The 20,764-nt window shown below is 55.1% G+C and carries 20 protein-coding genes and 2 tRNA genes; 3 read left to right on the top strand and 19 right to left on the bottom strand.

Going from position 1 to position 20,764, the window contains the following annotated elements; genetic code table 11:
- Window positions 1-13 precede the first annotated feature (13 nt).
- The 8 genes from mrdB to leuS form a co-directional block, all read right to left on the bottom strand.
- Window positions 14-1,126 carry a peptidoglycan glycosyltransferase MrdB gene (gene mrdB, locus HX778_RS16880; RefSeq protein ID WP_038474726.1) on the bottom strand — a complete coding sequence of 371 codons (1,113 nt, stop codon included), beginning with the start codon at window positions 1,124-1,126 and terminating at the stop codon, window positions 14-16.
- 2 nt (window positions 1,127-1,128) lie between these two features.
- Window positions 1,129-3,030, bottom strand: coding sequence for a peptidoglycan DD-transpeptidase MrdA (gene mrdA, locus HX778_RS16885; protein WP_038474723.1), 1,902 nt, complete (start codon window positions 3,028-3,030; stop codon window positions 1,129-1,131).
- Between the two features lie 27 nt (window positions 3,031-3,057).
- Window positions 3,058-3,528: a 23S rRNA (pseudouridine(1915)-N(3))-methyltransferase RlmH gene (gene rlmH, locus HX778_RS16890; RefSeq protein ID WP_008456055.1), complete on the bottom strand. Its 471-nt coding sequence runs from the start codon at window positions 3,526-3,528 to the stop codon at window positions 3,058-3,060.
- Between the two features lie 3 nt (window positions 3,529-3,531).
- Window positions 3,532-3,849, bottom strand: coding sequence for a ribosome silencing factor (rsfS, locus tag HX778_RS16895; RefSeq protein ID WP_038474720.1), 318 nt, complete (start codon window positions 3,847-3,849; stop codon window positions 3,532-3,534).
- A 317-nt stretch (window positions 3,850-4,166) separates the two neighbouring features.
- Entirely contained in the window at window positions 4,167-4,814 is a 648-nt protein-coding gene (nadD, locus tag HX778_RS16900) for a nicotinate-nucleotide adenylyltransferase (RefSeq protein WP_038474717.1), read from the bottom strand.
- Window positions 4,807-5,838: a DNA polymerase III subunit delta gene (gene holA / locus HX778_RS16905; RefSeq protein WP_176982603.1), complete on the bottom strand. Its 1,032-nt coding sequence runs from the start codon at window positions 5,836-5,838 to the stop codon at window positions 4,807-4,809. The genes nadD and holA overlap by 8 nt, the downstream gene beginning before the upstream one ends.
- Window positions 5,835-6,452: an LPS assembly lipoprotein LptE gene (gene lptE, locus HX778_RS16910; protein WP_176982604.1), complete on the bottom strand. Its 618-nt coding sequence runs from the start codon at window positions 6,450-6,452 to the stop codon at window positions 5,835-5,837. The genes holA and lptE overlap by 4 nt, the downstream gene beginning before the upstream one ends.
- 14 nt (window positions 6,453-6,466) lie before the next feature.
- The gene (leuS, locus tag HX778_RS16915; RefSeq protein WP_038474708.1) at window positions 6,467-9,049 is read right to left on the bottom strand and encodes a leucine--tRNA ligase; all 2,583 of its coding nucleotides are present in this window, start codon (window positions 9,047-9,049) and stop codon (window positions 6,467-6,469) included.
- A 264-nt stretch (window positions 9,050-9,313) separates the two neighbouring features.
- Between leuS and HX778_RS16920 the strand changes: the two genes are divergently transcribed.
- Complete coding sequence (locus tag HX778_RS16920) at window positions 9,314-9,796, top strand: zinc ribbon-containing protein (protein ID WP_176982605.1); 483 nt, start codon at window positions 9,314-9,316, stop codon at window positions 9,794-9,796.
- Window positions 9,797-9,847: 51 nt separating this feature from the next.
- On the opposite strand, the gene HX778_RS16925 is transcribed toward HX778_RS16920, so the two are convergent.
- The 4 genes from HX778_RS16925 to HX778_RS16940 all read right to left on the bottom strand — a co-directional run bounded on the left by HX778_RS16925 (window position 9,848) and on the right by HX778_RS16940 (window position 13,093).
- Window positions 9,848-10,573 carry an amino acid ABC transporter ATP-binding protein gene (locus tag HX778_RS16925; protein WP_038474702.1) on the bottom strand — a complete coding sequence of 242 codons (726 nt, stop codon included), beginning with the start codon at window positions 10,571-10,573 and terminating at the stop codon, window positions 9,848-9,850.
- Window positions 10,573-11,247 carry a glutamate/aspartate ABC transporter permease GltK gene (gltK, locus tag HX778_RS16930; protein ID WP_038474700.1) on the bottom strand — a complete coding sequence of 225 codons (675 nt, stop codon included), beginning with the start codon at window positions 11,245-11,247 and terminating at the stop codon, window positions 10,573-10,575. The genes HX778_RS16925 and gltK overlap by 1 nt, the downstream gene beginning before the upstream one ends.
- A complete protein-coding gene (locus HX778_RS16935) occupies window positions 11,247-11,987 on the bottom strand; it encodes an amino acid ABC transporter permease (RefSeq protein WP_038474698.1) in 741 nt (246 codons plus the stop codon). Before HX778_RS16935 ends, gltK begins: the two co-directional genes overlap by 1 nt.
- A gap of 200 nt (window positions 11,988-12,187) precedes the next feature.
- The gene (locus HX778_RS16940; protein WP_038474695.1) at window positions 12,188-13,093 is read right to left on the bottom strand and encodes an amino acid ABC transporter substrate-binding protein; all 906 of its coding nucleotides are present in this window, start codon (window positions 13,091-13,093) and stop codon (window positions 12,188-12,190) included.
- Between the two features lie 46 nt (window positions 13,094-13,139).
- Here HX778_RS16940 and HX778_RS16945 point away from each other — a divergent pair, with 46 nt between their 5' ends.
- Window positions 13,140-13,391, top strand: a complete 252-nt coding sequence (locus HX778_RS16945) for a hypothetical protein (RefSeq protein ID WP_158399821.1) — start codon at window positions 13,140-13,142, stop codon at window positions 13,389-13,391.
- An 84-nt stretch (window positions 13,392-13,475) separates the two neighbouring features.
- On the opposite strand, the gene lnt is transcribed toward HX778_RS16945, so the two are convergent.
- The 5 genes from lnt to miaB form a co-directional block, all read right to left on the bottom strand.
- Window positions 13,476-15,017: an apolipoprotein N-acyltransferase gene (lnt, locus tag HX778_RS16950; RefSeq protein WP_038474689.1), complete on the bottom strand. Its 1,542-nt coding sequence runs from the start codon at window positions 15,015-15,017 to the stop codon at window positions 13,476-13,478.
- A gap of 7 nt (window positions 15,018-15,024) precedes the next feature.
- Window positions 15,025-15,903, bottom strand: a complete 879-nt coding sequence (gene corC / locus HX778_RS16955) for a CNNM family magnesium/cobalt transport protein CorC (protein WP_038474686.1) — start codon at window positions 15,901-15,903, stop codon at window positions 15,025-15,027.
- A 99-nt stretch (window positions 15,904-16,002) separates the two neighbouring features.
- Window positions 16,003-16,470, bottom strand: a complete 468-nt coding sequence (gene ybeY, locus HX778_RS16960) for an rRNA maturation RNase YbeY (RefSeq protein WP_176982606.1) — start codon at window positions 16,468-16,470, stop codon at window positions 16,003-16,005.
- The gene (locus tag HX778_RS16965; RefSeq protein ID WP_038474680.1) at window positions 16,467-17,528 is read right to left on the bottom strand and encodes a PhoH family protein; all 1,062 of its coding nucleotides are present in this window, start codon (window positions 17,526-17,528) and stop codon (window positions 16,467-16,469) included. The genes ybeY and HX778_RS16965 overlap by 4 nt, the downstream gene beginning before the upstream one ends.
- Window positions 17,529-17,738: 210 nt before the next feature.
- The gene (gene miaB, locus HX778_RS16970) at window positions 17,739-19,163 is read right to left on the bottom strand and encodes a tRNA (N6-isopentenyl adenosine(37)-C2)-methylthiotransferase MiaB (RefSeq protein WP_038474677.1); all 1,425 of its coding nucleotides are present in this window, start codon (window positions 19,161-19,163) and stop codon (window positions 17,739-17,741) included.
- A 123-nt stretch (window positions 19,164-19,286) separates the two neighbouring features.
- Here miaB and ubiF point away from each other — a divergent pair, with 123 nt between their 5' ends.
- Window positions 19,287-20,462 carry a 3-demethoxyubiquinol 3-hydroxylase gene (gene ubiF, locus HX778_RS16975; RefSeq protein ID WP_176982607.1) on the top strand — a complete coding sequence of 392 codons (1,176 nt, stop codon included), beginning with the start codon at window positions 19,287-19,289 and terminating at the stop codon, window positions 20,460-20,462.
- A gap of 99 nt (window positions 20,463-20,561) precedes the next feature.
- Here the strand turns inward: ubiF and HX778_RS16980 are convergent.
- Both HX778_RS16980 and HX778_RS16985 read right to left on the bottom strand, forming a co-directional pair.
- Window positions 20,562-20,636 (bottom strand) — tRNA-Gln (locus HX778_RS16980).
- 36 nt (window positions 20,637-20,672) lie between these two features.
- Window positions 20,673-20,747 (bottom strand) — tRNA-Gln (locus tag HX778_RS16985).
- Between the last annotated feature and the right edge of the window lie 17 nt (window positions 20,748-20,764).

Below are 20,764 nucleotides of genomic sequence, written 5' to 3' on the forward strand. Positions count from 1 at the left end.
GCACCTCATCCAGTTACACGCTTTTTGATAACATTTTTCTGTGTGTGTGTATCGACATGACGATACCGAACCCGGCCATCAGAACGATGAGCGCCGACCCCCCGTAACTGACGAGCGGTAACGGCACGCCGACCACCGGTAAGATACCACTAACCATGCCAATATTTACAAATACATAGACGAACAGAATGAGCATCAGTCCGCCGGCCATCACGCGCCCGAAGGTAGTTTGCGCCCGAGCGGCAATAAACAGGCCACGCATGATAAGCAGCAGATAAAGCGCCAGCAGCACCAGAATACCCACTAATCCTAGCTCTTCAGCCAGCACCGCGAAGATAAAGTCCGTGTGGCGTTCGGGCAGGAATTCAAGCTGAGACTGCGTGCCGTGCAGCCAGCCCTTGCCGCGAAGGCCACCGGAGCCGATAGCGATTTTGGACTGAATAATATGATAGCCCGCGCCCAGCGGATCGCTTTCCGGATCCAGCAGCATCATCACGCGAGCGCGCTGGTAGTCGTGCATCAGGAAGAACCACAGGATAGGCACGAAGGCCGCAACCAGCAGCACGGCAACCAGAATAAGCCGCCAGCTCATGCCGGAGAGGAACAGCACGAACAGACCCGAAGCGGCGACCAGAATAGAGGTGCCGAGGTCAGGCTGCGCGGCAACCAGCAGGGTAGGCATGAAGATCAGGATAAGCGCGATGCCGGTGTTTTTCAGCGTGGGCGGGCAAACGTCGCGGTTAATAAAACGGGCGACCATCAGCGGGACGGCAATTTTAGCGATTTCCGAAGGCTGAAAACGGACAAAGCCTAAGTCCAGCCAGCGCTGTGCCCCTTTTGAAATAGCCCCGAAGGCGTCAACCGCAACCAGCAAAATAATACAGAAAATGTAGAGATAGGGCGCCCAGCCTTCATACACGCGGGGCGGGATCTGCGCCATAACGACCATGATAACCAGCCCCATCAGGATCTGGCCGACTTTACGCTCCATCATGCCCATATCCTGACCGCTGGCGCTCCACACCACCAGGGCGCTGAAGACCAACAGGGCGAGGATAGTCACCAGGAAAGTCGGGTCGAGGTGGATCTTATCCCAAATCGTCTTTTTATTAGGATTGTCAGTCATGCTTATTGATCCTCTGCGGCCGAGGTGGCCGGTGCTTCAGACGGCAGTACCGTGTTGTTATCCCCCAACATGACGTGGTCGAGGATCTGGCGCATGATAGTCCCGACGGCCGGACCTGCGCCGCCGTTCTCCAGAATCATGGTCACGGTGAACTGTGGGTTGTCGTACGGTGCGAACGCCGTCATCAGCTTGTGGTCGCGCAGACGCTCAGCAATTTTGTGTGCGTTATATGTTTCGTTGGCCTTCAGGCCGAAGACCTGCGCGGTACCGGATTTCGCCGCCACTTTGTAAGGCGCATTGGCGAAGTATTTGTGCGCGGTGCCGTTAGGCCGGTTGGCTACGCCATACATCCCGTCTTTAGCGATTTCCCAATAGCCTGAGTGAATGTCGCCCACGGGGGCTTCTGTCGGCTGCTGCCACGGAACCTGTTTGCCGTTTTCCGTGGTGCTCATCAGCAGATGCGGCACGCGAACGATACCGTCGTTAATCAGGATCATCATCGCCTTGCTCATCTGGATTGGCGTTGCTGTCCAGTAGCCCTGGCCGATGCCTACCGGAATGGTGTCACCCTGATACCACGGCTTTTTAAAGCGTTTCAGCTTCCACTCGCGCGTTGGCATGTTACCCGCACGTTCTTCGGAGAGGTCGATTCCCGTGAGGTGACCATAGCCGAATTTGCTCATCCATTCACCTATGCGGTCGATCCCCATGTCGTAGGCGACCTGGTAGAAGAAGGTATCGGCGGATTCTTCCAGCGATTTGGTCACGTTCAGGCGGCCGTGGCCCCATTTTTTCCAGTCGCGGTAGCGTTTTTCCGAGCCTGGCAGCTGCCACCAGCCTGGGTCAAACAGCGAAGTGTTACGCGTAATGACGCCCGCGCTCAGCGCCGAAACCGCCATGTAAGGCTTCACGGTAGAGGCCGGAGGGTAAACGCCCTGGGTCGCACGGTTAATCAGCGGGGTATTCGGGTCGCTCAGCAGGCCGGAATAGTCCTTGCTTGAGATCCCATCCACAAACAGGTTCGGGTTGTAGCTTGGCATTGAAACCAGCGCCAGAATGCCGCCGGTGCGCGGGTCTGTGACCACTACCGCAGCACGGCTGCCCGCCAGCAGGGTTTCGATATACGTTTGAAGCTTGAGGTCCAGCGTCAGATAAATATCGTGCCCTGCCTGGGGCGGCACTTCTTTAAGCTGGCGGATAACGCGGCCACGGTTGTTAACTTCAACCTCTTCGTAGCCCGTCTGGCCGTGCAGGACATCTTCGTAATAGCGTTCGATGCCGAGCTTGCCGATGTCGTGGGTCGAAGCGTAGTTGGCCAGCTTGCCTTCTTTATCCAGGCGCTCAACGTCTTTATCGTTGATTTTAGAGACGTAGCCGATGACGTGGGTCAGTGCGGAGCCATAAGGATAGTAGCGGCGCTTGTAGCCTTTAACTTCCACGCCGGGGAAGCGGTACTGGTTTACCGCAAAGCGAGCAACCTGAACTTCGGTCAGGTTGGTTTTTACCGCTATGGAGGTAAAACGGTGCGAGCGTGAACGCTCTTTTTTGAAGTTGGCGATGTCGTCATCGGTCAGGTCAACGACCGGGCGGAGCGCCTCCAGCGTGTCCTGAACGTTATCGACCTTCTCCGGCATCATCTCAATTTGGTAGATGGTGCGGTTCAGCGCCAGCGGCGTGCCGTTGCGATCGTAGATAATGCCGCGGCTCGGCGGAATAGGAACCAGCTTGATGCGGTTTTCATTGGACCGCGTCTGGTAGTCGTTGAAGCGGACGATCTGCAGATTATAAAGGTTGGCGATCAGCACGCCGGTAAGCAGCAAAATGCCGATAAAAGCGACCAGCGCCCGGCGCACAAAGAGCGCAGACTCAGCAGTGTAGTCGCGAAAAGAATTCTGTAATTTCATTCGCTGCTTAGTTTTACCCGCTCAGGTTTACTCACGATGGTAAGGGTGGTTGGTGGTAATGCTCCACGCCCGATAGAGGCTTTCCGCTACCAGCACCCTGACCAGTGGATGAGGCATGGTTAGCGTGGAGAGCGACCAGCTTTGCTCGGCCGCGGCCTTGCAGGCTGGTGCTAAGCCTTCCGGGCCACCGATCAACAGGCTGACGTCGCGGCCATCCTGTTTCCAGCGTTCCAACTGCGTGGCAAGCTGCGGGGTGTCCCACGGTTGACCGGGGATATCCAGCGTCACTATCCGGTTACCTTTGCCCGCGGCGGCCAGCATCATTTCGCCCTCTTTTTCGAGGATGCGTTTGATATCGGCATTTTTGCCGCGTTTTCCAGCCGGAATTTCTACCAGCTCAAAAGGCATGTCTTTCGGGAATCGACGCAGGTACTCGGTAAAGCCGGTCTGCACCCAGTCAGGCATTTTGGTTCCAACGGCCACCAGTTGCAGCTTCACCCGTTAGCTCCAGAGTTTTTCCAGTTCGTACAGCTGGCGGCTCTCTTCCTGCATGACGTGAACGATAATTTCGCCCAGATCGACAACAACCCAGTCGGAAGCGTTAATGCCTTTCACGCCCATCGGCGACAGGCCAACTTCGCGGGAGGACTGTACAACGTGTTCAGCAATAGACATGACGTGGCGGTTAGACGTCCCGGTGCAGATGACCATGCAGTCGGTGATGCTGGATTTGCCTTTAACATCAATCGCGATGATGTCCTGGCCTTTGAGGTCGTCGATTTTATCGACGATGAAATCCTGAAGTGCTTTACCCTGCAAGTGTTCCCCCTGAGAGAATAAGAGTGTGTGGTTTGGCCCGTAAATAACCCTATACCCAACAGGGCAGGCGGCTTTGGCTGAAAAATTGGCCGGCCAGCGCGAATCGCGGGGTATCATCCCATTGCACGCCGGAGTTTGCATCGCCATTTTTGTAAAACTATTTCAGAAAAGCCGGATTTACGGGCAGGAAATTATGGCAGCGGAGCATAACAGCCTGAGGGGTGGTGTCAATGGCTGGCACTCCCGGTAAAACATAATAGCGTAAACCAGTACACTTCACTGTCGTTCTCCCCGGTAATTCAGACCAGCCCTGACGCTTAGCGATAAAGCCCGTGCTGGAGAATAAAAGCCAGTACGTCAGGCGGGAGCAGGTCATCACAGGGCTGATTATTCTCAAGGCGATGGCGAATAGTGGTCGCTGAGATGTCGTAGAGTGGGGTTTGCGCGAGGAAGACTTTTCCTGCCGGCTGCTGATGTAATGTTTCGACCGAATCCGTTACGTTTTGTGCGAGCCACGCCTGCTGCTCGGGTGTTTCCATGGTTAACGGATAGCCTGGCCGCTGGGTGACCAGCAGATGGCAAAGCGTGAGCAGCGTTTCCCAACGGTGCCAGCGGTGCAGGCTGAGTAAAGAGTCCTGACCGATAATAAAGGCCAGCGGCTGCTTCGGCCCCAGTTCAGCCCGGAGCAGTTCCAGAGTTTCCACGGTCCAGGATGGCGTAGTGCGAGTCAGCTCACGGTCATCAAGGATAAACAACGGATTACCGGCTATCGCCAGCTCAATCATCTCTTTGCGCTGCTCGCTGCTGGCTTTCGGCTGTGGACGATGAGGTGGCACATTATTCGGCATGATGGTGACGCTTTTCAGCTTCACCAGGCGTGCCAGGGCTTCAACCGATTTCAGGTGGCCGTAATGGATAGGATCAAAGGTCCCGCCGTACAGCGCCAGAAGAGAAGTGTCAGGCATCAATAAAGATTTCCGGTAAAGCTTTATGGCAGATCAACAAGGAAAGGCCTTCGAGATCGTCCCAGACAGACTGCCCGTAGTCTTTCTTCAGCGTCAGCTCGATGCGCGTCAGTAAACGAACGGCCTGGTAAAGCTGCTCGGCCGATACGCGGTTCAGCGCCTCGGTAACGAGCTGGCGACGGTTTTGCCACACGCGTTGCTGATCGAACAACGTACGCAGCGGCGTCGTTGCAGACTGGCGTTTGAGATTGACCAGTTGCAGGAGTTCGCGCTGTAACGTCCGCAGCAGAATGACCGGCTCGCTGGCCTCCAGCCGAAGCTGTTGCAATATATGCAGCGCTCGTTTGCTCTTACCGGCGAGCAGGGCATCTACCCAGTGAAAAGGCGTGAAGTGGGCGGCATCATTCACCGCCTGTTCGACGCGCGGCAGCGTGAGTTTGCCGTCTGTCCAGATAAGAGAAAGCCTTTCCAGCGCCTGAGAAAGTGCCAGCAGATTGCCCTCATAGCAGTAGCAGAGCAGCTGATTAGCCGCGTCGTCCAGCGTCAGGTTCATCTGTTTTGCGCGCTGGGACACCCAGCGGGGCAAGTTTGCCTGTTCAGGCGTCTGGCAGGTGACGAGCACGGAGCGGTTTGCCAGTTGGGTAAACCAGGCAGCATTCTCCTGCGCTTTCGTCAGCTTATTTCCACGAACCAGCAGCAGGATGTCGTCATGAAGCAGGCTCACCAGCGTTTCCAGCTGCGCGTTAATCGCCGCATTCGGGCCGTTTTCCGGCAGCAGCAGGAGCAGCGTCTGGCGGCTGGCGAAAAGGCTCAGGGCCTGACAAATGGAAAATAACGCCTGCCAGTCTGTGGAGGCGTCAATCTGAACGGTGTGATGTTCTTCAAAGCCCTGTAGCTGCGCGCTTTTGCGGACAGCATCCTGGCTTTCCTGCAGTAAGAGAGGATCGTCACCTGACAGCAGATACGCCGCGCGCAGCCCTTCATTGAGCTGCGCGTGGAGTTGTTCCGGATACACTCGGATCATTTGCTAACAGGGGTTGCCGGCAGAGTGGTGGATACCCGGCCAGCAGGAGCCGGAGCGACCGATTTTTGTGCACTAACCGGTTTTTCCTCATCCTTTGTTGCTTCAAGGTCTGCGGCGTGAACGGCCAGCAGTTTGCGGATCAGCTGTTGGGCAACGTTGGTGTACATCTCTTTGATAATCAAATCCTGCTCGGCGTCTTTCGCCAGCGCAGTCAGCGGGTTATCAAAGAACGAACGGTAGGTCTTCGCGCTGATCGGATAAATGTCATGGCCCGGGATCAGGACCTGAGCATTAACAATCATCACCATCTGGTATTCCGCGGTCTGACCGTTCTGGAACACCGAAGCGGTATCCTGGCTGAGGCCTAAAGCACCCACGCGCAGGGACGGAATATCCTTGCGGACGCCAGTACCGGTATCGTCCACAATCGTGACGCCGTTTAAGCGTAGTTGCTTACGGATTTCACGCGTTAACGGGCCGTTAGGATCGCCAGAGTTGAGGATCAGCGTCTTCATCTCTGAGGGAACCTGCGTGTTGCCACGCAGGTGAAAACCACATCCGGCGGTGACCAGCACCGCCAGGGTTACTAACAGGGTGACAAAGGGATGTCGCACGCTTCCTCCTGCGCTTAGCCCACAACCAGGTTGAGCAGTTTACCCGGGACGTAAATCACTTTACGCACGGTTACACCCTCAAGATATTTCGCGACCAGGTGTTCCTGACCGGCGCGCTCGCGCACCTGTGCTTCGGTGGCATCAGCAGGCACGGTCACTTTACCGCGCACTTTGCCGTTAACCTGAACCACGACCAGACGAGAGTCTTCAACCATTGCCTGCTCGTCAGCCTGTGGCCACGGCGCGTTGTCCACATCGCCTTCACCGCCCAGCGACTGCCACATGTCGAAGCAAACGTGCGGGGTGAACGGATACAGCATGCGCACAACGGCCAGCAGCGCTTCGTTCAGCAGAGCACGATCCTGCTCGCCGTCCTGCGGCGCTTTTGCCAGCTTGTTCATCAGCTCCATGATGGCTGCGATGGCGGTGTTAAAGGTCTGGCGGCGGCCGATATCGTCGGTCACTTTGGCAATTGTTTTATGCACGTCGCGGCGCAGTGCTTTCTGATCTTCGCTCAGGGCGGCGATGTCCAGCGCAGGCGCGGCGCCACGGTTCGTGTGTTCGTAGACCAGTTTCCAGACGCGTTTCAGGAAGCGGTTTGCGCCTTCTACGCCGGACTCTTGCCACTCAAGCGTCATATCCGCCGGTGAAGCAAACATCATAAACAGACGAACGGTATCCGCGCCGTAGCGTTCAACCATCACCTGCGGGTCGATGCCGTTGTTTTTCGACTTCGACATTTTGCTCATGCCAGCATAGACCAGTTCACGGCCTTCTGCGTCACGGGCTTTTATGATGCGGCCTTTCTCGTCGCGTTCAACGATGGCGTCTACCGGGGAAACCCAGTTACGCTCGCCGTTAACACCGGTGTAGTAGAAGGCATCCGCCAGCACCATACCCTGGCACAGCAGCTGTTTAGCCGGTTCGTTAGAGGTCACCATGCCCGCGTCGCGCATCAGCTTGTGGAAGAAGCGGAAGTAGAGCAGGTGCATGATGGCGTGTTCGATACCGCCGATGTAGATATCGACCGGCAGCCAGTAGTTGGCCGCTTTGGAGTCCAGCATGCCTTTATCGTACTGTGGGCAGGTATAGCGCGCGTAGTACCAGGAAGACTCCATAAAGGTGTCGAAGGTATCGGTTTCGCGCAGTGCAGGCATGCCGTTGACGGTGGTTTTGGCCCACTCAGGATCGGCTTTAATTGGGCTGGTGATACCGTCCATAACCACGTCTTCCGGCAGAATAACCGGCAGCTGGTCTTCAGGCGTTGGCATCACGGTGCCGTCTTCCAGGGTCACCATCGGGATTGGTGCGCCCCAGTACCGCTGACGGGAAACGCCCCAGTCGCGCAGGCGGAAGTTCACTTTACGTTCGCCTACGCCTTTGGCTGCCAGCTTATCGGCAATCGCGTTAAACGCCTGCTGGAAGTCCAGACCGTCGAATTCGCCGGAGTTAAACAGTGCGCCTTTCTCGGTCATTGCGGAGGCGGAAAGATCCGGCTCGCTGCCGTCGGCATTCAGAATAACCGGCTTGATTGACAGGCTGTATTTAGTGGCGAATTCCCAGTCGCGCTGATCGTGACCCGGAACGGCCATCACTGCGCCGGTGCCGTATTCCATCAGCACGAAGTTGGCCACCCAGACCGGAACGCTTTCGCCGGTCAGCGGATGAATGGCGTTGATGCCGGTAGCGACGCCTTTCTTCTCCATGGTCGCCATGTCGGCTTCGGCCACTTTGGTGTTCCGGCACTCTTCAATAAATTCGGCAAGCGCTGGGTTATTTACCGCAGCCTGCTGAGCCAGAGGGTGACCGGCGGCAACGGCCAGATAGGTCACACCCATGAAGGTATCAGGACGCGTGGTGTAAACGGTCAGCTTCTCGGCGCTATTTTCAACGTCGAAAGTGATTTCCACGCCTTCGGAGCGGCCAATCCAGTTGCGCTGCATGGTTTTGACCTGATCTGGCCAGTGGTCCAGCGTATCCAGGTCGTTCAGCAATTCGTCGGCGTAGGCGGTGATTTTAATGAACCACTGCGGGATCTCTTTACGCTCAACCTTGGTGTCGCAGCGCCAGCAGCAGCCGTCGATAACCTGCTCGTTCGCCAGCACGGTCTGGTCGTTCGGGCACCAGTTAACCGCGGAGGTTTTTTTATAAACCAGACCTTTGTTGTACAGCTGAGTGAAGAACTGCTGTTCCCAGCGGTAGTACTCAGGCGTACAGGTGGCCAGTTCACGGCTCCAGTCATAGCCAAAGCCCAGCGTTTTCAGCTGGTTCTTCATGTAATTAATGTTGTCGTAGGTCCACGGGGCTGGCGCAGTATTGTTTTTAACCGCAGCACCTTCAGCCGGCAGGCCGAACGCATCCCAGCCAATCGGCTGCAGGACGTTTTTACCCAGCATGCGCTGGTAGCGCGCGATAACGTCGCCGATGGTGTAGTTACGGACGTGGCCCATATGTAGTCGGCCGGAAGGATAGGGCAGCATTGAGAGGCAGTAGTATTTCTCTTTGCCTTCGTCTTCGGTCACTTCAAAAGTACGGTTCTCTTGCCAGTGTTGCTGGACGTTGGATTCTATCTCTTCCGGGCGGTATTGCTCTTGCATGGCAGCCAGTAGTCCTGTTAATGAAAGACGGCTACGAAAAGTAGCCTTTAATGAATTCGAGTTCAGATCGCCATAGCATAGCCGATTAGACAGCGGCAAAACAGCCTTTCAACGCCCTCAGTGACCATTTCGCCGTTACGGGATGCTTGCAGTTTTTTACCCAGGGTGTGGCTAAACTAACAAAGCGTTGCCGGATTAAGGTCTACTATTAGAGTCAGTTACCACACCGCGAATGCAGGAATCCTTCAAGGAGGCAGGCTAACGATGAACAAGGTTGCTCAATTTTACCGGGAACTGATTGAATCGCTGAGCGAACGGTTGCGCAAGGGCGAGCGTGATATCGACGCGCTGGTTGCAAGCGCTCGCAAGCAGATGAATGACACCGGCGAACTGACCCGAACGGAAATAGAAGAGGTGACGCGAGCGGTACGGCGCGACCTCGAAGAGTTCGCGCGTAGCTACGGTGAAAGCCAGGATGAATTTACCGACAGCGTTTTTATGCGGGTGATTAAAGAGAGCCTGTGGCAGGAGCTTGCGGACATTACCGATAAAACCCAGCTGGAGTGGCGGGAAGTGTTTAAAGACCTTAGCCACCACGGCGTGTATCACAGCGGTGAAGTGGTAGGGCTTGGAAACCTGGTGTGTGAAAACTGCCATCATCAGATCGCGATTTATACCCCGGACGTGCTGCCAGTTTGCCCAAAATGTGGGCACAATCAGTTTCACCGTCGCCCGTTTGAACCTTAAAAAAAAGCCTTCCCGTTTGGGAAGGCCTTTTACCTGGATTAGGCAATTTGCTTAGTGCAGGATCTTCGCCAGGAAGTCTTTGGCCCGCTCTGACTGCGGATTATTGAAGAAATCGTCTTTGTTCGAATCTTCGACAATTTTCCCCTCATCCATGAAGATAACGCGGTTAGCCACTTTGCGGGCAAAGCCCATTTCGTGGGTCACAACCATCATCGTCATGCCTTCGTTTGCCAGCTCAACCATCACGTCCAGCACTTCGTTGATCATTTCCGGATCGAGCGCGGAGGTGGGTTCGTCGAACAGCATTGCAATAGGATCCATGCACAGGGCACGAGCAATGGCGACGCGCTGCTGCTGGCCGCCGGAGAGCTGGGCCGGATATTTATCGGCATGTGCGGAAAGCCCTACACGCTCCAGCAGCTTTAACCCTTTGGCGCGAGACGCGGCTTTATCACGCTTCAGCACTTTGACCTGGGCAAGCGTCAGGTTTTCGATAATCGACAGGTGCGGGAACAGCTCGAAGTGTTGGAACACCATGCCGACGTGCGAACGCAGCTGCGCCAGATTGGTTTTCTTGTCGTTAACCTGAGTACCGTTAACCAGAATCTCGCCTTTTTGCACCGGCTCCAGGCCGTTGACGGTTTTGATAAGCGTGGATTTGCCGGAGCCGGAAGGCCCGCAAACCACCACCACTTCGCCTTTTTTCACTTCGGTGGAGCACTCGGTCAGCACCTGAAAGTGACCATACCATTTAGAAACATTTTTCAGGGTAATCATTACACAGTCCTTTTCTTCAAGTAGCTGACCAACAGCGATGCACTGAGGCTAATCACAAAATAGACCAGGCCGGCAAACAGGATCATTTCGACCTGAGTTCCGTCACGCTCGCCGATAGTGGAGGCGGTACGGAAGAAGTCGGCCAGGCTTAAAACGTACACCAGAGAGGTGTCCTGGAACAGCACGATCCCCTGGGTTAACAGCAGTGGCACCATGGCGCGGAAAGCCTGCGGCAGGATGATGAGCTTCATCGACTGCCAGTGGGTCATGCCCAACGCCAGCGCGGCGTTTGACTGCCCTCTGGAAATACTCTGAATGCCGGCACGGATGATTTCCGAGTAGTAGGCGGCTTCAAACATTGAGAAGGCAACCATCGCGGAAATCAGGCGAATATCGGTCTTTGGCGACAGGCCGAGCACCGATTGCAGGAAGCCCGGGACCACCAGATAGAACCAGAGCAGCACCATGACCAGCGGCACGGAGCGGAAAACGTTCACGTAGACGGTAGCGAACCATGCGATCGGCTTGAAGCTCGACAGGCGCATGACCGCCAGCAGCGTGCCCCAGACAATACCAATCACCACCGCCGTAACGGTGATTTTGAGGGTAATGACCAGGCCCTGCATCAGGAAAGGCAGGGCAGGCAGAATAGAACTCCAGTCAAAATCGTGCATTATTTGCCCCCCATATTGCCAGGCAGGCGAATTTTACGTTCGACTACATACATCACGCCCATGATGACGGCGTTGATCAGTACATAGGCAAGGGTAATCGCCGTAAAGGATTCATAGGCGTGTGCCGAGTAATCCAGCAGTTTGCCCGCCTGTGCCGCCATGTCTACCAGGCCAATGGTTGAAGCGATGGCCGAGTTTTTCACCAGGTTCATCATTTCGGAAGTCATTGGCGGAACGATGACGCGGTAGGCGTTAGGCAGCAGCACGTAGCGGTAGGCCTGTGGCAGGGTTAATCCCATCGCCAGCGCGGCGTTCTTTTGCCCGCGAGGCAAAGATTGGATAGCCGCACGAACCTGTTCGCAAACGCGAGCGGCGGTAAACAGCCCCAGGCAAATCATTGACGAGAGGAAGAACTGAATATTGGGATCCAGCTCGGACTTAAACCACATGCCGAGGTTTTCCGGCAGCAGTTCAGGCACGACCAGATACCAGGTAAAGAATTGCACTATCAGGGGAACGTTGCGAAAGAGTTCAACGTATAGCGTACCGAGCCCGGACAGGAATTTGTTAGGGACCGTACGCAAAATACCAAACAGAGACCCTACCAGAAAAGCAATGATCCATGCGGTAATTGACAGGGCGACGGTGACCTGGAAGCCATTCCAAATCCAGCCCAGATAGGTTGTGTTGCCGAACGGGGCGGGTTGTAAAAAGATTCCCCAGTTCCAGTCTATAGACATAACTTACTCCGAGAGAAAAAAAAGAGGGTAGCTCAGGCTACCCTCGAAGATTGATGAGAAGCCGGCGCCTTTAAGCAGATCTTTGCCTGCGTTTTTGGGCACCTTCACGCTGGTGGGGGAACGACCCACCAACGTATAGTCTGTCCAGGCTTCAGTTCGTCAATCGGGAGGGCGGATTTTTCCGGCCCCTGTGTTTCTAATTAGTTGAGAGCTTTGTCGTTTGGTTCCTTGAACAGCGCTTTCATTTCGTTAGAAAGATCGAAGTTCATGTTGAGGTTCTTCGGCGGAATTGGCTGTTTAAACCACTTATCAAACCATTTGGCGGCTTCACCGGAGGTTTGCGCCTTCGCGATGGTGTCATCCATCAGCTTTTTAAACGCTGGGTCGTCTTTACGCAGCATGCAGCCGTAAGCTTCCTCGGACTGCGGCTTGCCGAGGATCTCCCAGTTATCCGGCTGTTTTGCTTTCGCACGTTCACCGGCCAGCAGGGCGTCATCCATCATAAAGGCAACGGCACGACCGCTTTCCAGCGTACGGAAGGAGTCACCGTGGTCTTTGGCGCTGATAATGCGCATGTCCATTTTCTGCTCGTCGTTCAGCTTGTTGAGCAGAATTTCGGAAGTGGTGCCTGAGGTGACGACAACGGTTTTACCTTTCAGGTCCGGGAAGTCTTTAATTGCACCGCCTTTTTTCACCAGCAGGCGGGTACCGACCACGAAAATAGTGTCGGAGAACGCGGCTTGTTTTTGACGCTCCAGGTTGTTGGTAGTGGAACCGCATTCAAAATCGAAGGTGCCGTTTTGCAGCAGCGGGATACGGTTTTGAGAGGTAATTGGAATCAGCTTCACCTGCAGGTCAGGTTTATTTAGCTGCTTCTTCACCGCTTCCACGATGGCGTTAGAGTAATCCTGAGAGTAGCCAACCACTTTTTGTTGGTTGTCGTAGTAAGAGAAAGGTACAGATGATTCACGGTGGCCGACCACGATAACGCCGTTGGCTTTGATTTTATCCAGCGTTGACTGCTGAGGCTTAGCGTCTTCTGCATGAACCATCGTGGCGCTCATGCCCATCACCAGCATTGCCGTGGCCAGTTTACGTAATTGCATATCCAACTCCTTAATCTTAGTGCCAGAGGAGGCACCGGTATCCGATGTGAGTGTTGTGTTTTGTTGTTTTTTCATGTTGCTAAAAGCGTCATGCAATGCTCTTTTGTTAACATCTAACCTAGCTGAATGTAAAGAAATTGCTAAGAAGATGTTTATTTTTGCGAAGCGCGCCGCACCCTTTAAAGGCAAAGATATGCCGATGCACTATAACGGTGCTTGCGATGTCGCTTTTTGGTGCATGAGCTTTTCATTGCCCGATACGGCCAGGCCACAGGGCGTCTTTGCGCCAGTTATTTGATTTCTACAGCTAAAATCTAGCAAAGCTCGTGCCAGAAATGAAAAAGGCCAGCAAATTTGCCGGCCTGTTTATCAGAAGGGGGCGTTACTTTTTATTACGGCTACGCAGGCTCATCACCAGGGCACCAAAGCCAAACAGGGCGGTAATGACCCAAAGAGGCCAGAAGCCGAAACGTGCATAAGGCGTCAGGCCAGTGGTTGGCGTGACTTTTGCTTCCAGCACTTCGCGGGTGAACTGCGGGATGATATGGGTGATATCACCTTCGGCGTTGACCACCGCGGTCACACCGTTATTGGTGCTGCGCAGCAGAGGCCGCCCGAGCTCCAGCGAACGCATGCGCGCCATCTGCAGGTGCTGCCACGGCCCGATAGATTTACCGAACCAGGCATCGTTGGAGATGGTCAGCAGGAAGTCGGTATCCGGCCGGAAGTTATCGCGTACCTGTTCACCCAGGATAATCTCGTAGCAGATAGCCGCCGTTAGCCGGACGCCGTTTGAGAGCAGCTGCGGCTGAACGTAGGGGCCACGGCTGAACGAAGACATCGGCAGATCGAAGAACGGTGCCAGCGGGCGCAGAATCGATTCAAGCGGGACAAACTCACCAAAGGGAACCAGGTGGTTTTTATTGTAGCGATTGCTGCTGGTATAGCTGTAAGGGCTACCTTCACCGAGGGTAATAATGGTGTTGTAGGTGTCGTACCTGTTCTGCTTGTTAAGGCGGGCGTCGACGATGCCGGTAATTAACGAGCTGTGCTTCGAGCGCAGCAGGTCATCCATCATGGTCAGGAACTGCTGCTGATTGATTTCCAGATCGGAGATAGCCGATTCCGGCCAGATAATCAGCTGCGCCTTGCCCATCTCCGGCTGGGTTTTATCCAGATAGATTTTCAGCGTGTCCAGCAGCTGGCTTTCATTCCATTTCAGCGACTGAGGAATGTTGCCCTGCACCATCGCCACGTCGACGGAGCGTTCCGCCTGTGGCTGAAACCACTGAATACTGCGCAGCGGCCAGGGCAGGAGGAGCAATGCGGCTGAGACCACGGCGGGAACCCACTTACGCGCCTGGAGGGCATAAACCAGAAGGCCGCTGATGATCATCAGCAGGAACGTAATGGTGTCGACCCCAAAAATCGGCGCGATGCCTTTTAACGGGCCGTCTATCTGGCTATAGCCAAACTGCAGCCACGGGAAGCCGGTGAGTACCCAGCCGCGCAGGAATTCGGTAATTTGCCAGACGACCGGGGCGGCAATGGCCACGCGCCACCACGTTGTTTTCGGCCATAGCTTGCTGAGAACGCCGGCGAACAGGCCAGTGTATAGCGACAGGTAGGCGGCCAGAAGCACCACCAGGAATACGTTCACCGGGCCCGGCATACCGCCGAACTGGGCAATGCTCACGTACACCCAGTTAACGCCGCTGCCGAACAGCCCCAGCCCCCAGAAGAAGCCAATTGAGGCGCTTTGCACCGGGCGACGATTTAGCGTTAATCCCTGTAAACCGGCAAGCGAGACAATGGCCGCTGGCCAGACATCATAGGGAGAAAAAGCCAGCGTTCCGCAGGCACCAAACAAAAGCGCCAGCAGCAGGCGAATGCGCTGGCGTTGAAGAAGTTGAGCTATAGCCATAGCGGCGTTATTCGTCCAGTTTAGGTTGCGGCGAGTCGTCCGGAATTCTGACATGAACCTGAATAATACGACGGCTATCGGCCATCGCGACTTTGAACTGGTAACCATCTATTTCAATGGTTTCGCCACGGGCAGGCAGATGGCCAAAGGCTTGCATCACCAGGCCGCCGATGGTGTCGACTTCTTCGTCGCTAAAGTGCGTGTCGAAGGTATCGTTGAAGTCTTCAATAGAGGCGAGGGCGCGCACCGTCCAAGTATGGCGACTCAGCTGGCGGAAATCGCCGTCTTCTTCGTCGTCGTACTCGTCTTCGATTTCGCCGACAATCAGCTCAAGAATATCTTCGATGGTCACGAGGCCTGAAACGCCGCCGAATTCATCAATGACAATCGCCATGTGGTAGCGCTGCTGACGAAACTCTTTCAGCATGCGGTCAACCCGCTTACTTTCAGGCACGACAACGACCTGACGTAATACTTTTTCCATGCTAAACGGCTCAGAATCGCTGCGCATAAACGGCAGCAGATCTTTCGCCATCAGAATCCCTTCGATGTGATCTTTGTCTTCGCTGATAACCGGGAAGCGGGAGTGAGCGGATTCGATAATGACATCGAGGCACTCGTCCAGCGTCTGGTTGTGCTTAAGCGTCACCATCTGCGAACGCGGGATCATGATGTCGCGGACGCGCTGGTCGGCGATATCCATCACCCCTTCGAGCATGTCGCGGGTGTCCTGGTCTATCAGAGAGTTTTGCTCAGAATCACGAATAAGCGTTAGCAGATCGTCACGGTTTTTAGGTTCACCGTGAAACAGCTGGTTGAGGATGAGGGAGAAGAATCCCTTTTTGGCTTCCGGCGTGTCACTATTCTGTGAATTGTCGTCGCTCATGGCGTTAGGTTTAAGGCCTCATATTAATCAAATACTAACAGGCAGCCTGATGGTGCGCTGCCTGCGCGTTACTGCGGCAAAGGGAAAACCCTGAGCCGACTACTCTTTCTCGGCAATGTACGGATCGGCATACCCAAGAGCAAGCATTATCTCTGTTTCCAGCGCTTCCATCTCTTCGGCCTCATCGTCTTCAATGTGGTCGTAGCCGAGCAGATGCAGGCTACCGTGCACAACCATATGCGCCCAGTGAGCTTCCAGCGGCTTCTCCTGCTCTTTAGCCTCCTGCTCAACCACCTGGCGACAGATGATCAGGTCGCCAAGCAGCGGCAGTTCGATGCCCGGAGGTGCTTCAAACGGGAAAGAAAGCACGTTGGTTGGCTTATCCTTGCCGCGATAGGTCAGGTTCAGATCGTGACTTTCTTCTGTATCAACCAGACGAACGGTTACCTCTGACTCTGCCTGAAACTGCGGGATAACCGCATCCAGCCAGCGCTGGATCTGTGCTTCGTCCGGCAGGCTACTTTCTTCTTCGCAGGCAACCTGTAAATCTAAAATAACCTGACTCATTTGCTCTCCTGAGCAGAGGCCTGCAGGGCCAGCGCTTCACGTTTGCGCTCTGCGGCGAGCTCGTCTTTACGCTTTTGATCGGCGGTTTCCCAGGCTTCATAGGCGTTAACGATGCGGGCCACAACCGGGTGACGCACCACGTCTTCACTATTAAGGAAGTTAAAGCTGATCTCATCCACCCCGGACAACACGTCGATAGCATGACGTAAACCGGACTTCAGGTTGCGCGGCAGGTCTATCTGCGTCACGTCACCGGTAATAACCGCTTTGGAGTTGAAGCCAATGCGGGTCAGGAACATTTTCATCTGTTCGGTGGTGGTGTTCTGGCTTTCGTCGAGAATGACAAAGGCATCGTTCAGAGTGCGGCCACGCATATAGGCCAACGGAGCCACCTCGATAACGTTACGTTCAATCAGCTTTTCGACTTTCTCGAAGCCCAGCATTTCAAACAGCGCGTCGTACAGCGGGCGCAGGTACGGGTCCACTTTCTGGCTCAAATCCCCAGGCAGGAAGCCCAGCTTCTCACCCGCTTCAACGGCAGGACGGGTCAGCAGAATACGGCGAATCTCCTGGCGCTCCAGCGCATCAACGGCGGCGGCGACGGCGAGGTAGGTTTTCCCTGTCCCCGCAGGCCCAATGCCGAAGGTAATGTCATGATCGAGAATGTTCGCGATGTACTGCGCCTGGTTAGGCGTACGTGGTTTGATAACCCCACGCTTGGTCTTAATATTGATGGCCTTGCCGTAATCCGGCACGCTGTCTGCCGTTTGCTCCAGCACCCGACTCTCTTTAATGGCCAGGTGGATTTGTTCCGGGTCGATATCCTGGCTTTGGCCGCGCATTGGCGCAGTGTCTACGTAGAGATGGCGCAGAATATCCGCAGCGGCGTTAACGGAGAGCTCACGGCCGGTGAGCCTGAAATGATTGTCACGGCGGTTGATTTCAATCCCCAGTCGGCGCTCCAGCTGTTTGATGTTGTCATCAAAAGGGCCGCACAGACTAAGCAGACGGGCGTTATCCGCCGGTTCCAGCGTTAATTCACGTGTTTCGATATTCAAACTTATCCTCTGGGTCACTCGGGGCCAGTTAGAGTAAAACGGTCTCGCGTAGCCGAAATATAATCCCGGCTACAGGGAAATTATTTATCCCGCAGCGTGATGGCGCAAGCGTCACAATTGATATTTGGGTGATGTCTTCAGAATGCAAGTGCAAACAATGAGGCAGCCTGCCGGAACCATGACTCGCTTTCCGGCAGGCCACTGAAAGGGTTAAGGCTGGTAAATCCCTACCCCAATATCATTCTCTTTACGGGTACGGGCGATGACGGATGCCGGTGTTTCAGCAATGCGCAGGCCCATCTCGTCTTCGGTGCGTACCAGCTTCGCGCGCAGGGAGTTGGTCAGGACTTCGGTGATTTCAACATCCACGAACTTCCCGACCATGTCAGGCGTTCCTTCGAAGTTAACCACGCGGTTATTTTCGGTGCGGCCGGACAGCTGCATAATGCTTTTACGCGAAGTGCCTTCAACCAGAATACGCTGCACGGTGCCCAACATTTTACGGCTCCAGTTCATCACCTGCTGGTTGATGCGATCCTGCAGGATATAAAGGCGCTGTTTCTTCTCTTCTTCCGGCACGTCATCAACCATATCTGCGGCCGGGGTGCCCGGACGCGCGGAGAAGATAAAGCTGAAGCTGGTATCAAAGTTGACGTCGGCAATCAGCTTCATGGTCTGCTCGAAGTCCTGGCTGGTTTCGCCCGGGAAGCCAACGATGAAGTCTGAGCTAATCTGAATATCCGGGCGCGCGGCGCGCAGCTTACGGATAGTGGATTTATACTCCAGCGCGGTGTGCGTACGTCCCATCAGGTTCAGCACGCGGTCTGCACCACTCTGGATAGGCAGGTGCAGGAAGCTCACCAGCTCAGGAGTATCGCGATACACTTCGATGATGTCATCGGTGAACTCGATAGGGTGGCTGGTGGTGAAACGAATGCGGTCGATGCCGTCAATTGCCGCAACCAGGCGCAGAAGTTCGGCAAACGAGCAGATACCGCCGTCGTAGGCCGCGCCGCGATAAGCGTTAACGTTCTGGCCAAGCAGGTTGACTTCACGCACGCCCTGTTCCGCCAGTTGGGCGATTTCAAACAGAATATCGTCACATGGGCGGCTGACTTCTTCCCCACGGGTGTAAGGCACCACGCAGTAGGTGCAGTACTTGTTGCAGCCTTCCATGATTGAGACATAGGCGGTCGGACCGTCGGCTTTTGGTTCTGGCAGGCGGTCAAATTTTTCAATTTCCGGGAAACTGACGTCAACGACCGGGCTACGAGTGCCGCGAACCTGATTGATCATCTCCGGCAGGCGGTGCAGGGTTTGCGGACCAAACACGATGTCCACATAGTGCGCGCGCTGGCGAATTTTTTTCCCTTCCTGAGAAGCAACGCAGCCGCCAACGCCGATGATAACGTCCGGTCTTTTAGCCTTGATATGCTTCCATCGCCCCAGCAGGTGAAACACCTTTTCCTGTGCTTTTTCGCGAATTGAGCAGGTGTTCAGCAGCAGAACATCCGCTTCATTCGCGTTATCGGTCAGCGTGAAGCCGTGGGTGCTGTCCAGCAGATCGGCCATCTTTGATGAATCGTATTCGTTCATCTGACAGCCCCAGGTTTTTATATGGAGTTTTTTTGTCATCGACTTGCCATTGCTCAAGGTGAAGTCAGGAATTAAGCCGGATAGTGTAATGCTTTGCTATGGATGTGACCAGCCTGGGAAAAGCCAGTAGAATTGGCACAGATGAATGAAGGAATGAGACTCATGGCAAATCAACCAATTGAAGTCGCCGTTGTCGGCGGTGGGATGGTCGGCGCGGCGGCAGCGCTGGGCCTGGCACAGCAGGGGATTCGGGTAGCCGTTATTGAGCATCAGGCGCCAGAGGTTTTTGTTCCGGAAAGCCAGCCGGATGTCCGAATTTCTGCAATCAGCAGCGCATCGGTTGGGCTGCTCAAGTCTCTTGGCGTGTGGGACAAAGTTTTAGCGATGCGGGCTCATGCCTATCGCCGCCTGGAAACCTGGGAGTGGGAGAGCGCGCACGTCAGTTTTGATGCTGCCGAGCTGGGCCTGCCTGAGCTTGGTTTTATGGTGGAGAATAACGTGCTGCAGCGCGTACTTTGGGAAGCGCTGGAAGCTCATCCGCAGGTCACTTTGCATTGCCCGGCCAGGCTGAAGCAAATCCATCGCCAGCAGGCGGGGTGGTCGCTTGAGTTTGAAGCAGGAAATTCACTTCATACTGAGATGGTGATTGGCGCGGATGGCGCGAATTCCCGGATCAGAAAATGGGCGGGGATAGGCGTGCATGCCTGGCAGTATCGCCAGTCCTGCATGCTGATTACCGTTAAATGCGAGACCGATCCCGGGGACAGCACCTGGCAGCACTTCACGCCGACCGGGCCGCATGCCTTCTTGCCGCTGTTCGACAACTGGGCCTCGCTCGTCTGGTACGATACGCCAGCACGCATCCGCCAGCTGCAGGGAATGACCCTGCCGCAGCTGCAAAAAGCGATTGCAGCCACTTTCCCTGAGCGGCTGGGGGCGGTCACGCCGATGGCCTGCGGCGCGTTTCCTCTGACTCGTCGGCATGCTTTGCAGTATGTACAGCAGGGGTTAGCACTGGTAGGTGATGCGGCGCATACGATTCATCCTTTGGCCGGGCAGGGTGTGAACCTGGGCTATCGCGATGTGGATGCTTTGCTTGATGTGATAATTAATGCCCGTAGCCACGCCGAGGACTGGAAGAGTGAGGCGATCCTGAAACGCTACCAGGCACGGCGTCAGGCGGACAACTTCCTGATGCAGAGCGGAATGGATCTGTTCTATGCCGGATTCAGTAACAACCTTGGGCCGCTGCGCGTGGTGCGTAATATTGGGCTGATGGCTGCGGAAAGAGCAGGCGGCCTGAAGCGTAAAGCGCTGAAATACGCCCTGGGACTCTAATTTTTATGCCCTCTCCGCCCGGGAGAGGGTAAGAGCATCAGGCTCGTTGTGCCTGAAATACAAAAGCAAAAAGCCCGCTTGCGCGGGCTTTTCATTGTGTGGCTGGGGTACGAGGATTCGAACCTCGGAATGCTGGTATCAGAAACCAGAGCCTTACCGCTTGGCGATACCCCAACAGGGTGCGCTCACAGAGTGAACGACTTTTTAAATTGGCTGGGGTACGAGGATTCGAACCTCGGAATGCTGGTATCAGAAACCAGAGCCTTACCGCTTGGCGATACCCCAACAATTTTTTAGGATTT

Source organism: Cedecea sp. P7760 (assembly GCF_013386425.1).
GTDB classification, from domain to species: domain Bacteria; phylum Pseudomonadota; class Gammaproteobacteria; order Enterobacterales; family Enterobacteriaceae; genus Cedecea; species Cedecea selenatireducens.

Bases quoted from the DNA above. Each gene is read 5' to 3' on its own strand.
- HX778_RS16935 (WP_038474698.1), bottom strand. From the start codon at position 11,987: ATGTCTATAGACTGGAACTGGGGAATCTTTTTACAACCCGCCCCGTTC.
- ubiF (WP_176982607.1), top strand. From the start codon at position 19,287: ATGGCAAATCAACCAATTGAAGTCGCCGTTGTCGGCGGTGGGATGGTC.
- leuS (WP_038474708.1), bottom strand. From the start codon at position 9,049: ATGCAAGAGCAATACCGCCCGGAAGAGATAGAATCCAACGTCCAGCAA.
- lnt (WP_038474689.1), bottom strand. From the start codon at position 15,017: ATGGCTATAGCTCAACTTCTTCAACGCCAGCGCATTCGCCTGCTGCTG.
- HX778_RS16925 (WP_038474702.1), bottom strand. From the start codon at position 10,573: ATGATTACCCTGAAAAATGTTTCTAAATGGTATGGTCACTTTCAGGTG.
- ybeY (WP_176982606.1), bottom strand. From the start codon at position 16,470: ATGAGTCAGGTTATTTTAGATTTACAGGTTGCCTGCGAAGAAGAAAGT.
- HX778_RS16920 (WP_176982605.1), top strand. From the start codon at position 9,314: ATGAACAAGGTTGCTCAATTTTACCGGGAACTGATTGAATCGCTGAGC.
- mrdA (WP_038474723.1), bottom strand. From the start codon at position 3,030: ATGAAATTACAGAATTCTTTTCGCGACTACACTGCTGAGTCTGCGCTC.
- miaB (WP_038474677.1), bottom strand. From the start codon at position 19,163: ATGACAAAAAAACTCCATATAAAAACCTGGGGCTGTCAGATGAACGAA.
- HX778_RS16940 (WP_038474695.1), bottom strand. From the start codon at position 13,093: ATGCAATTACGTAAACTGGCCACGGCAATGCTGGTGATGGGCATGAGC.
- mrdB (WP_038474726.1), bottom strand. From the start codon at position 1,126: ATGACTGACAATCCTAATAAAAAGACGATTTGGGATAAGATCCACCTC.
- corC (WP_038474686.1), bottom strand. From the start codon at position 15,903: ATGAGCGACGACAATTCACAGAATAGTGACACGCCGGAAGCCAAAAAG.
- holA (WP_176982603.1), bottom strand. From the start codon at position 5,838: ATGATCCGAGTGTATCCGGAACAACTCCACGCGCAGCTCAATGAAGGG.
- nadD (WP_038474717.1), bottom strand. From the start codon at position 4,814: ATGCCTGACACTTCTCTTCTGGCGCTGTACGGCGGGACCTTTGATCCT.
- gltK (WP_038474700.1), bottom strand. From the start codon at position 11,247: ATGCACGATTTTGACTGGAGTTCTATTCTGCCTGCCCTGCCTTTCCTG.